Genomic DNA, 12,927 nt, shown 5'->3' on the forward strand with positions numbered 1-12,927 from the left:
GCAAGTAGAATTGTTATATTTGCAAACTTTTGAAAACCTATGAGGTACCTGATCGCATTTATCATAATGGCTTTTTTTACCGGAAATTCCTACTCTCAAAAATATGAAGTTGGGGTTTTTGCGGGTGGTGCCAATTTTATAGGAGACGTTGGAAAAACTACTTTCATCCTTCCCAATACGCCCGTTGGAGGTTTTATGGCGAAGTGGAACGTTAGTCCGCGACACGCATGGAGACTGTCATTATTGTATGCGAAAATCTCAGCAGATGATACAGAGTCTAATGACACCAGAAGACAACAGCGTGGTTATTCTTTCGATAATACGATTGCTGAAGCTTCACTGGGACTGGAATTTAATTTCTGGGATTTTGACTTATCTGAGCCTTTACCACAAAAGACACCTTATATATATACCGGAATCACCTATTTCAAGGCAGATCATGTCTATTTGAAAGATGGCAGAGCCGGGAATCTATCCAATGAAGGTACTAATTGGGAATTCGCTATTCCGATGGTTTTTGGCTATAAAGAGGCTATCACCGAGCATATTATTGGTGCGCTGGAAATTGGAGCCCGCTATACATTAACAGATAACCTGGATGGAAGCTGGCCTGAAGAATATTTAGACCGAAGAGAACCTCAACTGGAATTCGGGAATAGAAATACGAATGACTGGTATGTTTTTACCGGATTGTCATTCACATTCACATTTGGGCGTAAGCCATGTTACTGCTTTTAGATGAACTATAAAGACAATTTAAACCTTGACAAATTACCTGCGCACGTTGCCATTATTATGGATGGTAATGGACGATGGGCGAAACAGAAAGGTTTTCTTAGAGCTTCAGGTCACAAAGAAGGAACTAAAGCTGTTAGAGATACAGTAGAAGGTTGCGCTGAGATTGGCGTGAAAAACCTTACCCTCTATGCATTTTCTACGGAAAACTGGAACAGGCCAAAACTTGAGGTCGATACTCTTATGAAACTCCTGGTTTCATCGCTTAAGAAAGAGATCAAGACACTTCAGGACAACGATATTCGCCTTCATTGCATTGGAAATATTTCCAATCTTCCGAAGAAAGCGAAGAAAGAATTACTGGATGTTATAGAAAAAACTTCATCCAACACAAGAATGACCCTTACTTTGGCGTTAAGCTACGGGAGCAGGGAAGAAATTACCAGCTGTTTCAAACAAATCGCAGAGAAGATAAGTAACCGGGAATTATCTATTGATGCTATTGATGAATCAGTTATAAATGAGCATCTTTACACCCAAAATTTGCCAGATGTTGATCTATTGATCAGGACCAGCGGCGAACAACGCATTAGTAATTTCCTTTTATGGCAGATTGCTTATGCTGAATTGTATTTTACGAAAATCTTATGGCCAGATTACAGAAGGGAAGACCTTTTTGAAGCCATATACAACTATCAAAACAGAGAACGACGATTTGGAAAAACAAGTGAGCAACTCAGTTAGTGCATCCATGACAAAGAAGATTTTTACACTTTTCGCATTTTTTTTCATTTTCAGTATAGCTGCCAAAGCACAGGACCTTCCACTGGGAGATTCTAAGAAATACACCATTGGAGAAATAAAAGTTACCGGAACCACCACCTACAACGAAAAAACAGTCCTTACCTACACCGGGCTTAAATCTGGCCAGGAGCTTTATATTCCGGGTGAGAAGCTTAGAAATGTGATCAATAAACTCTGGTCGTTAGATCTATTTAGTGATATCAATTTCTATATCACCAATGTTGAGGGTAACGTAGCAGATCTTGAACTGGAGATCAAGGAAGTTCCTGTTTTAAACCAAACTACATTTACCGGTTTAAAGAAAAAGAGTGACCGCGACGAGCTTATAGATGAGAATAGCCTTAAGCCTGGCTCCAAGGTTACTGAAAACCTTATTACCACAACTAGAAATTATATTCAGAATAAATATAAGAAGGAAGGCTACTTCAATACAGATGTTTACATACAAACAAAGCCTGTTGATGATACTACCGGAGCGAATAAGGTGAATATGCTGGTAAACGTGAACAAAGGAGATCGCGTTAAGATCAAAAGCATTGACTTTAATGGTAACGAACAGCTATCAGACGCGAAGCTGAAGAGGAATATGAAGAACACCAAGCAAAAGAACATTATCAGGTTCTGGAAGCGTTCCAAGTTTGTTCGGGCAGATTATCAGGAAGATAAAACTGCGCTAATCAACAAGTACAAGGAAGAAGGTTTTCGTGATGCTCGTATAGTTTCAGATACTCTTATTAAGAATGATAAAGAAACTATTAGCCTGAAACTGGACATCGAAGAAGGTAACCGCTATTACGTTGGGAATATTGATTATCTAGGAAATGCTGCTTATACAGATGAGCAGTTAGGGAAAGCTCTTGGAGTTAAAAAAGGAGATATTTATAATGGTGTTCTTATCGATGAAAGAATCCAGAGTAGAGAACCTAATAAAACATCGATCGCCAATATATACCAGAACAACGGATATCTTTTCTCCAATATCGATCTTGTAGAAACGAATGTTTACAATGATACGATCGATTTTGAAGTAAGAATCCTTGAAGGGAAAGAGGCCTTTTTTGACGAGATAAGAGTAACTGGAAACAACAAGACCAAGGATCATGTGATCTACCGTGAAATGAGAACCAAGCCGGGCCAGAAATACAGTCAGCAGGCCGTGGTTTCTACTATTCGTGAATTAGGTGCACTTGGATTCTTTGATGCAGAACAATTAAATCCTGAATTTGTGGATCCAGATCCACGAGAAGGAACATTGAGCCTGGAATACCAGGTGGTAGAGTCAGGAGCCAGCCAGATCGAACTACAGGGTGGTTACGGTGGTGGTGGATTCATTGGAACACTGGGACTGTCGTTCAATAACTTTAGTATACAAGGCTTATTCGACAAGGATGCTTATGATCCAATTCCAATGGGAGATGGTCAAACCTTATCTCTTAGAGCACAGGCCAGTACTTTCTATCAGACCTACAGCTTATCCTTCAGAGAACCTTGGTTAGGTGGTGAAGAACCGGTTAGTTTATCTACATCTTTTAGCTACACCAGACAGTTTCTGTTCGATTATGTTGAAAGAGAAGCAGATAAAACAAGAAGTTTTGATATTCTTGGAGTAAGCATAGGTCTTGGAAAAAGACTTAGAGAACCAGACCAGTACGCTACGATTTCAAACGTGGTTGGCTTCCAGAGATATGACCTTAATAACTATAATACAGGACTGTTTACTTTTGGTGATGGTCACTCGAATAACCTTTATTACCAGTTAGGAATTGTAAGAGACAACACGGCTTTTAACCCGATCTTCCCAACGCAGGGTTCTAAATTTGATTTTAGCGCGAAGTTCACTCCTCCTTATTCATTATGGAACGGTGTAGACTACGGAAACCTGGAGAATGATCCGGAATACCAGTTAAGAGATGATGATGGTAACCTGATCGATAACAATGGAAACAGAGTAACTTCAGAAAATTCTGTTGCAGACCAGGAGAAAGTTGACCAGAAAAAATATAACTGGCTGGAATTTTACAAAATTAAACTGGCAGGAAGCTGGTATGAAACTTTAGCCAACTTTGGTCCAAGTAGTGATCTTGTTCTACGTACACATGCTGAATTTGGATTCCTTGGAGCTTACAACAGCGAAAGAGGTATTCCTCCATTCGAGCGTTACTATTTAGGTGGTGATGGTCTTGGAGCATTCAGTTTAGATGGTAGAGAAACCATACAGTTAAGAGGTTATCCAAACCAGTCTGTAGTACCTATTGATAGAGGAGTAAATGACAGAGATGACGGAGCGGTGATCTACAACAAATTTTCACTTGAACTTAGATTCCCTATTACATTGAAACCAGCTGCTTCTATCTATGCATTATCATTCCTTGAAGCAGGTGCTACTTACGACAACTTCAGAGATTACAACCCATTCCAGTTGAACAGATCTGCTGGTGTTGGACTAAGAGTATTTATGCCAACATTTGGATTACTTGGAATTGACTTTGGATATGGTTTCGACGAAATCGTAGGTGGTCAGCCAGGACCTAATGGTTGGGAAACACACTTTATCATAGGACAACAATTTTAAATTGGCACGATATTTTCTATATTCGATTTGAATGAAAAAAAGAATAAACTTCATATTAGTATTTCTAGTGATCGGTCTAAGTACAGCGACGGCTCAAAAGACGATTCGATTGGGATACATTGATATGGAATATATTCTTGAAAATGTTCCGGAATACCAGGAAGCTTCAAAGCAACTGGAAAGCCGTGTTCAGGAATGGAAAGCGGAAGCCGAAACTAAAATGCGCGCTGTTGAAGCCATGCGATCCAAACTGGATAATGAAAAAGCTCTTTTAACAAGAGAACTTATCGAGGAGCGTGAATCAGAAATTTCTTACATGGAACAACAGGTACTGGAATATCAGCAAAAACGATTCGGGCCCAATGGTGATTATATGATTCAGAAGAAACAATTGGTACGACCAATTCAAGATCAGGTTTTCACAGCAGTTCAGCAAATTGCTGAAAACAGAAATTTTGATTTTATTTTCGACCGCACTTCAGACGTTGGAATGATCTATGCAGACAAGCAATACGATGTAAGCGAAACGGTATTAAGAACAATTAAACGTACCGCCAATCGTGAGCAATTAGAAGGCCGAGATGAAGTAGAAGAATTTGAACGCGAAGAAAACAGAACGGTAGAACAGGATGCTGAAGTTACCGAACGGGAAGAACTGGTAAAGGAACGCCAGACTGAACGTGAAGCATTGATCGAAGCCAGAAAAAAGGAACGGGATTCTTTGAAGGCTGCGAGACAACAAGAATTTGAAGAAAGACGTGCAAGGATTTTAGCTGAGAGAGAACGTAAAAAGGACTCCTTGTTAAAAGCACGCGAAACTAAGAATGATACTATAAACTAAATTTAAACTTTAATTTTTAACGACGATTACAATGAAACAATTCAGAACACTTTTTATAGCTTTAGCTTTAACGATTGGCGCTACTGCTTTTACAAACGCACAGTCTAAAGTTGCTCATATCGCTACTCAGGAGTTGGTACAGTCACTTCCGGAATACAAGAGTGCAATGGATCAACTTCAGAAACTTGAGAAGACTTACGATGCTGAGATCAAAGACATGTTATCTGAAGCTCAAAGCACAATGCAACGTTACGAAGCTGAAGCTAACACAAAATCTGATGAAGAAAATCAGAAAAGAGGAGCTGAAATTCAGGCTGCTCAAAGAAGAATCCAGGAACACAGCACTAAAGCGAGACAGGATCTTCAGAAAAAAGAAACTGATCTTTTAAGACCAGTTCTTGAGAAAGTTCGTGCTAGCATTCAAAAAGTAGCTAGAGCAAAAGATTACGATTACGTACTAGACTCAACTACAGGAACAGGAGTTCTTTTAGCTGATGGTTATGATCTAACTCCAGATGTGAAAAAAGATTTAGGACTGTAATCCAATTACATTTCAATAAAATGTTTAAACTGCGTACACTTAGTACGCAGTTTTTTATTTTTAGGACCTTATGAACAAGTCTCAGCCAATTGGCATTTTTGATTCCGGCGTAGGAGGAACTTCTATATGGAAAGAAATACATGAACTTCTTCCCAACGAGCATACGATCTATTTATCTGATAGTAAGAATGCGCCATATGGCTTGAAAACCCAGGAAGAGATCATTGCACTTTCTATCAAAAACACGGAAAAGCTTCTGGAGCTCAATTGCAAGCTCATCGTCATTGCCTGTAATACTGCCACTACAAATGCTATCAAAGTACTAAGAAGTTCCTATAGAATCCCTTTTATAGGTATTGAACCTGCCATTAAACCAGCTGCGTTAAAAAGTACTAATAAGGCTATAGGTATACTGGCTACCCGAGGAACATTATCAAGTGAATTGTTTGCCCAAACCAGCGAATTATACACTAAGGATATACAGGTGGTAGAAGTGGAAGGCAATGGACTCGTAGAACTCATCGAAGCAGGAAAAACGAATACTCCCGAGATGATTGGCTTACTTCAGCACTTACTCAAACCAATGCTTGATGCTAGAATAGATTACCTGGTGCTTGGCTGTAGTCATTATCCATATCTAATTCCCGTTCTTCAAGAGATATTGCCAGATACGGTGAAGATCATTGATTCTGGAGAAGCAGTAGCAAAACAAACTAAGATCATCCTTGCTGAAAGGGAATTGCTAAATGATAATTCTGATGCCATTAGCAACTTATTTTTCTCGAATGCAAACTCCAATGTCCTCTCCTCTATTATTTCTTCGGAAGAGCAAAATTACAAGGTCGAAACTTTAGATTTTTAATTGTTGATCGCCGGACATTTACAATCATAACGCTGGCGGCTTTTTCCGAAGTTATAGCCCAATGTGATCTGATGGAATCCAGTATTACTTAGCACAGGTGAATTTAGCTGGTAGCTGAAGGTGTAACCAAAAACGAACTTATTGTAATCTATTCCAACAAATGGAGTAATGTAGCGCAATTGCTGATTTGCAACCGCTTCACCTTGCCCGGTAACCTCAACACTTTCAAAACTGTTTCGATAAGAAACTCCGCCCCATAATCTGCTATTATCGAGTTGATAATAAGCTTTTACATTGGCATCTATCGCCATTTCTTTTGTAGCTTCTCGGGCTTGGAATAATATGGAAGGCTCGTAACTCCAGTCACTATTACGGTCAAAGCTAAAAACATAGCCTGCCGAGAAAAGATATTTCCTCATATTACTTGGCACCGCATCTGAATAGAACAGATCTCTGCTTACTGAAAGTATATTCTTTGCGGCAAGATGAAAATAAAGATCATTCACATAATAAGATGCTCCAATATCAATATTCCCAAAAATATCTGATTGATTATTTCCAACCAAAGGATCAAACCTTGTGAAACCGCTCGTATCAAGTCTATGTTGAATTAAACCAGCACTAATACCGAATGATAGCTGGTTTAGATTCACCGTACTTCGGGAAAACATAAGATGATAAGCAAAAGTAGCGTAAGCGCCAAGTTTTGAATAATTCCCGTTTTCATCTCTGAACATGATACCTCCAAGTCCTATTTTATCGGTAGCTCGAATATTTAGAGCTGCGGTCTGTAAGTTAGGAGCATCCTGCACGTCGAACCATTGCGTTCTACCGGTTATACGAAGTTGATCGTAGTTAGAAGCACCAGCCATACTGGGATGGATAAGATAAAGATTATCGGTTAGATAATCTGAATAGGTAGGGATCACTTCCTGCGCGTTCAATGCTGGAGAATTCCACAGCGCAAACGAAGCAAAAGTGCATAAAATCAATTGATAAGAGAGCCGTGAAAGGCTTCTTTTAAGATATCCCCAATTCACCATAAAGGCTGTAAATATATGTATAACGTAGTTTTTCTTTAGTATTTTTGCCAAAAATTTTGAGATGAAAGATTTTAATATCAACATAGTCCCTACAACCACGGCTTCAATTATAAAATTTGAAGCTGACAGGTTTCTGACACGCCATGAAAATTTCGAATTCAAGAATATAGACGAAGCCAAGCGTTCACCGCTTGCCCAGCAATTATTCTATCTGCCATTTGTTAAAACGGTTTATATCGCACAAAATTTCATCGCTATCGAGAAATACGATATCGTGGAATGGAGCGATGTACAACAGGAAGTAGCAGATCAAATCGAAGAATACCTTAACAAAGGTGGCGAAGTGATCAAGGAGGAAAAGACCACCACCGGTAAAGTACCAGTGACAGTCTATGCTGAAAGCACGCCAAACCCGGCGGTAATGAAATTTGTAGCGAACAAAAAACTTGTATTAAAGTCGGTTGAATTCAAGAACATCGATGATGCAAAGAATGCACCATTGGTTCAGAAGTTGTTTCATTTCCCATTTGTCAAAGAGGTCTTTATTGATGAGAACTATGTTTCAGTTCAGAAATATGAGGTTGCTGAATGGGAAGAGATTACCATGGAACTTCGTGAATTCATAAGAAATTATATCGAGGAAGGAAATGAAGTTTTGACCGCGGAGACTATTCAAACTCAGGAAACTGAAAAAGTTCAGGAAGATAATGATGATGCAGCATACAAGGAACTTGACGATACAAGTCAGCAGATCGTCGCAATCCTTGATGAGTATATCAAACCTGCAGTGGCAAGTGATGGCGGAAATATCCTTTTTGACAGTTACAATGAAGAAACCAAGACCGTAAAAGTGATCTTACAGGGTGCATGTAGTGGATGTCCTTCTTCAACGATGACATTGAAAAGCGGAATCGAAACGATGCTTCGAGATATGCTTCGGGATAAAGTACAATATGTAGAGGCGATCAATGGCTAATCACTTTGATACTAAACTAAATAAAAAAATCCCTTCAACTTGAAGGGATTTTTTTATTTAATAATTGGTCTTTCTTGCTTCCTGATAAAATTCCTGAAAGAGTTGTAGCAGATTCATAGTAGAACCTATCAGGTCCTTCGTTTCCAGTAATATTCCGAAGTAAAGCTTCGTATTTCTAGGACTAGATTCAGAAGTTCTTATTCTTTCGATCTGTTTCTGAATTAGATCACTAACATAATCCAGCAATTCCTGTTTCTCATTCAGCAGGCTATCGATTTTATCGAACTCGTTGTTATTAAAGGTCAGCATTAGCTCATCAAAAAGCACCTGCAAACGATCATCTACCTTTTTAAGATCCCGAATCTGGTTAAACTTCAGGTTCTTATGGTTGTTATGTACGTGGTTATAGCTATTCCTGGCGATGAAACTAATCGACTGCACCATATCCTGAAGGTAATCCAGGGTTAAAATGTAAAACTTACTGGCCTCAACAGAGTTCTCATCAAGGGATTTGATAAAATAAAAAATATTGTCTTTAAGCTCATCAACTTCAACCTCCAGCTTTTCAATACGCTTATAATTCTTCTTCAGTTTACTTAGATCATAATATCCAAGATGATCCACACTTTTAGAATACACCTTATCTATTCCCGCAATAACTTTGGAAATATTTTCTGAAGTTTCCGCAGTGATCTCATTGATCGTAATAATATCGCTCTTATTGAATTTCTTTTGATCCTTCTCTTTCTTCATCTCTTTAGAATGAAGAATACTACTTCTTACGACCACAACCAGTGCTGCGATAATGAGAACTACCAGGGCTATGGTTCCGCCGTAAAAAATAATAGATGCAAAAATTGCAGCGGCCGTAAATGCTACGATAGCGGTTACGAACCAACCACCTATGACGTTTAGCACGCCTGCAACGCGATATACGGCACTTTCGCGATCCCAGGCTCTATCCGCAAGTGAAGTACCCATAGCGACCATAAAAGTCACATAGGTAGTTGAAAGCGGCAACTTCATATTAGTTCCAATGGAAATAAGCACACTGGCTACAACCAGGTTTACCGAAGCCCGAACCATATCAAATGCCGGAGCGTCTACCCTACTACTTTGCTTGTGAGAGGCAGGTTTACTGAATTTATTATCGATACTGCTTTTTAAACCACCCGGCAAAACAGAACTTACAGCCCCTCCAATGATCACAGAATATCGTACGATCCCTCTTGAAAGCCAGTTTGGTTCAAATCTTTCTACGGAATCACCCTGTCTGGAAAGATTGATCCCGGTATCAACCACAGTTTTTGCTTTACTGGAAAACCAGAGTGTGATTACCATCACTGCTCCAGCACAAACTAACAGGAGTTCGGGAGTATTGACCTTTCCTGAAAGACCTGTCATTAAAAATTCTGATGGCATCACCCCGGTTGCATTGTAAGCTGACTGCCATAGATCAAAAGATTGCCAGGCGGCAATGGGTACTCCAATAAAGTTCACAAGATCGTTTCCTGCAAATGCAAGTGCCAGCGCAAAGGTTCCAATAATGATAATGATCCTTAGGATATTAAGTTTAAGCACACTCATTATAAACTGTGAGATAAGCGTAAATGCTATAAAACCTATTAACACAATAAACCAAGTGTTGTCGTTAATGTAGGTAAGCGTTTCCTGAGAGATAAAAGAAACACTTTTCAAACCTTTAATTACTATAAAGTAGAGTATGGAAGTAAGTGAGAAACCACCAAAAGCGGCACCCGCATATTTTATTTTTTTCTCGAATTGGAATGAGAATATAAGTCGGGATATATATTGCACAAAAGCTCCAACTATAAAAGCAATGACCACAGCGAGTAAGATCCCAATAATGATCTCGGTTGCTTTTGATGAATTAATATAATTCTGCAGTAAACTAAGATCTCCATTATCCTGTGTATAGATCTTGATAACTGCCATACATACGGCAGCACCGAGAAGTTCAAAAACAATAGAAACTGTAGTGGAAGTAGGTAATCCAAGTGAATTGAAAAAGTCCAGTAATAACACATCGGTGATCATTACGGCCATGAAAATAATCATGATCTCTTCGAAGTAAAATTCTCCCGGCATGAAAATCCCTTTTCGGGCAACCTCCATGAGTCCGCTGGAAAATATAGCTCCCACAGCCACACCAATACTGGCGATGATCATGATCGTTCGCATAGAGACCGCTTTGGATCCTATAGCTGAATTCAAGAAGTTTACGGCATCGTTACTAACTCCAACTACAAGATCTGTAATGGCAAGGGCGAATAGCGCCACAAGCATCACAATGTAAATGTCTTCCATATGATAGATCTGTTTTCAATCTGCAAAACTGTTATAATTAAACTGAATTACAGGGGTGTTAAAGTTATTAAAAGATTAATAATATCAAGCAGCTCCCGCCACAATCGCCTTAATTTTAGCCTCCTGTATATCAAATCCATCAAAATAGTGCTATGAAAAAACCTGATCATACGAACCAGCTTATCAATGAAAGCAGTCCTTATCTTCTACAGCATGCACACAATCCGGTAGACTGGCGTCCCTGGAATGATAGCTCCCTGGATGAAGCAAAAGAGAAGAATAAACTACTGCTAATTAGTGTAGGATATTCTGCCTGTCACTGGTGTCATGTTATGGAGCATGAGAGTTTTGAAGATGCTGAAGTAGCTGCAATTATGAATGCCAACTACATTTCTGTAAAGGTAGATCGCGAGGAAAGACCAGATGTTGACCAGGTTTACATGAATGCAGTACAGGCAATGACCGGGATGGGAGGCTGGCCAATGAATGTCGTAGCCTTGCCTGATGGAAGACCTGTTTGGGGAGGCACCTATTTTCAAAAGGATCAATGGAAATCTGCACTTACTCAAATTGCTCATTTGTATGATAATCAACCAGAAAAACTCCTGGAGTATGCTGAAAAGCTGGAAGAAGGACTTTCTCAAATGCAGATTATTAATGTTCCTGAGAATGAAAAGAAATTAGATAAGTCACTATTTGACGGCATCATCTCAAAATGGAAATCTGTTTTGGATCATAAGAATGGCGGATATAATAGAAGTCCAAAATTCATGATGCCTTCCAATTATGATTTTCTTTTAAGGTTCGCCCACCAGGAAAAAGACACAGAACTTTTAAAATATGTACAACATACATTTGATAAAATATCCTGGGGAGGAGTCTATGACCCTATCGATGGAGGTTTTTCAAGATATTCTGTAGATGAAAAATGGCATGTCCCGCATTTTGAAAAAATGCTTTATGATAATGCGCAATTAGTAAGTTCGTATGCGAATTTGTATAAACTCACCAGGAATGAATGGTATGCTGATGTTGTTGAGAAAACGCTGGAATTCGTGGAAAACGAACTTCAGGACCAATCAGGAGCATTTTATTCGGCACTCGATGCCGATAGTGACAATGGCCAGGGACATTCAGAAGAAGGTGCATTTTACGTCTGGACAAAGGATGAGTTGATGAAAATTCTGGGAGACGATTACGAATTGTTTTCAGAAGTCTATCATATCGATGCCTTCGGAAGATGGGAAAAGGATTATTATGTGCTCATTCGAACTCAGAGCCTTGAGGAGCTTTCAGCTAAATTAAACTTAAGCACGAAAGAATTAAGCGCTAAACTGAAAGAACTTCAGAAAAAATTAGGGTCTGAAAGATCTAAGCGGTCAAAACCCGGACTTGACGACAAATCCATCACTTCCTGGAATGCGATGATGATCAGCGGATATTGCCATGCTTTCCAGGCGCTGCAAAAAGAAAATTATCTTCTAAAAGCAGAAGCGGCAATCAATTTTATTTTGAAGAATTTAATTCAGCCGGACGGCAGACTTTTTCATACTTATAAAAACGGAAAAAGTAGTATCAATGCTTATCTCGAAGACTATGCTTTTGTGATTCAGGCTTTACTGGATTTGTATGAAAGCAGTTTCAAAGAATACTTCCTGGACAAAGCACAAGCATTACTTGAAATTGTGGAACATGATTTTAAGGATGAGAAGACCGGGCTGTCTTACTTTACTTCATCCAAAGACCGGGCGTTGATCAATAGAATTATTGATGTACAGGATAATGTGATTCCTGCAGCCAATTCAGTAATGGCCCATAATTATTATAAGCTGGGTAAACTTACAGGTAATACTGAGCTTATAGACAGATCAGAAAAAATGTTGCAGGCAGTGCTTCCGGGTATTAACGATTATGCACAATCCTATTCGAACTGGTTGCTATTATTACTGAATTTTACACATCCCTTCTACGAGATTGCCGTCACCGGAGACAATTCCGAAGAACTTGCAAAAAGTTTTCAGCAGCAATATTTACAAAATAAAGTACTGGCTGCTTCTATAAGCAAATCTGATCTCGCAATTTTAAAGGATCGTCACAAGTCTGGCGAATCATTAATTTATATTTGCCAACATGGAAATTGTCAGCTTCCAGTGCATTCACTAAGTGATGCATTAGGACAGATGATTTAATTTTAACATAAAATAAACAGGATATGGCCTCTATTT

General features: G+C 39.0%; 10 protein-coding genes. 8 read left to right on the forward strand and 2 right to left on the reverse strand.

Going from position 1 to position 12,927, the window contains the following annotated elements:
- Positions 1 to 39 precede the first annotated feature (39 nt).
- The 6 genes from JM79_RS13920 to murI all read left to right on the forward strand — a co-directional run bounded on the left by JM79_RS13920 (position 40) and on the right by murI (position 6,355).
- Positions 40 to 738: a DUF6089 family protein gene (locus JM79_RS13920; RefSeq protein ID WP_141878732.1), complete on the forward strand. Its 699-nt coding sequence runs from the start codon at positions 40 to 42 to the stop codon at positions 736 to 738.
- Positions 739 to 1,479 carry an isoprenyl transferase gene (locus JM79_RS13925; RefSeq protein WP_141878733.1) on the forward strand — a complete coding sequence of 247 codons (741 nt, stop codon included), beginning with the start codon at positions 739 to 741 and terminating at the stop codon, positions 1,477 to 1,479.
- Between the two features lie 7 nt (positions 1,480 to 1,486).
- On the forward strand, positions 1,487 to 4,111 hold the full coding sequence (locus tag JM79_RS13930; protein ID WP_185739504.1) for a POTRA domain-containing protein: 2,625 nt from the start codon (positions 1,487 to 1,489) through the stop codon (positions 4,109 to 4,111).
- Positions 4,112 to 4,142: 31 nt separating this feature from the next.
- Entirely contained in the window at positions 4,143 to 4,952 is an 810-nt protein-coding gene (locus JM79_RS13935; protein WP_141878735.1) for an OmpH family outer membrane protein, read from the forward strand.
- A 31-nt stretch (positions 4,953 to 4,983) separates the two neighbouring features.
- Positions 4,984 to 5,493, forward strand: a complete 510-nt coding sequence (locus JM79_RS13940; RefSeq protein ID WP_141878736.1) for an OmpH family outer membrane protein — start codon at positions 4,984 to 4,986, stop codon at positions 5,491 to 5,493.
- A gap of 70 nt (positions 5,494 to 5,563) precedes the next feature.
- Positions 5,564 to 6,355, forward strand: a complete 792-nt coding sequence (gene murI / locus JM79_RS13945; protein ID WP_141878737.1) for a glutamate racemase — start codon at positions 5,564 to 5,566, stop codon at positions 6,353 to 6,355.
- Here murI and JM79_RS13950 read toward each other — a convergent pair.
- On the reverse strand, positions 6,352 to 7,449 hold the full coding sequence (locus tag JM79_RS13950) for a type IX secretion system membrane protein PorP/SprF (RefSeq protein ID WP_260443444.1): 1,098 nt from the start codon (positions 7,447 to 7,449) through the stop codon (positions 6,352 to 6,354). The two genes, murI and JM79_RS13950, sit on opposite strands and share 4 nt — an antisense overlap.
- 10 nt (positions 7,450 to 7,459) lie before the next feature.
- On the opposite strand from JM79_RS13950, the gene JM79_RS13955 reads away from it, so the two are divergent.
- Entirely contained in the window at positions 7,460 to 8,374 is a 915-nt protein-coding gene (locus JM79_RS13955; protein ID WP_141878738.1) for a NifU family protein, read from the forward strand.
- A gap of 57 nt (positions 8,375 to 8,431) precedes the next feature.
- Here JM79_RS13955 and JM79_RS13960 read toward each other — a convergent pair whose 3' ends face one another.
- On the reverse strand, positions 8,432 to 10,702 hold the full coding sequence (locus JM79_RS13960; RefSeq protein ID WP_141878739.1) for an inorganic phosphate transporter: 2,271 nt from the start codon (positions 10,700 to 10,702) through the stop codon (positions 8,432 to 8,434).
- Positions 10,703 to 10,854: 152 nt separating this feature from the next.
- Here JM79_RS13960 and JM79_RS13965 point away from each other — a divergent pair, with 152 nt between their 5' ends.
- Positions 10,855 to 12,891 (forward strand): thioredoxin domain-containing protein, encoded by a 2,037-nt coding sequence (locus tag JM79_RS13965; RefSeq protein WP_141878740.1) that lies wholly within the window; start codon positions 10,855 to 10,857, stop codon positions 12,889 to 12,891.
- Positions 12,892 to 12,927 lie beyond the last annotated feature (36 nt).

Origin of the sequence: Gramella sp. Hel_I_59 (assembly GCF_006714895.1) — a bacterium.
Taxonomy (GTDB): domain Bacteria; phylum Bacteroidota; class Bacteroidia; order Flavobacteriales; family Flavobacteriaceae; genus Christiangramia.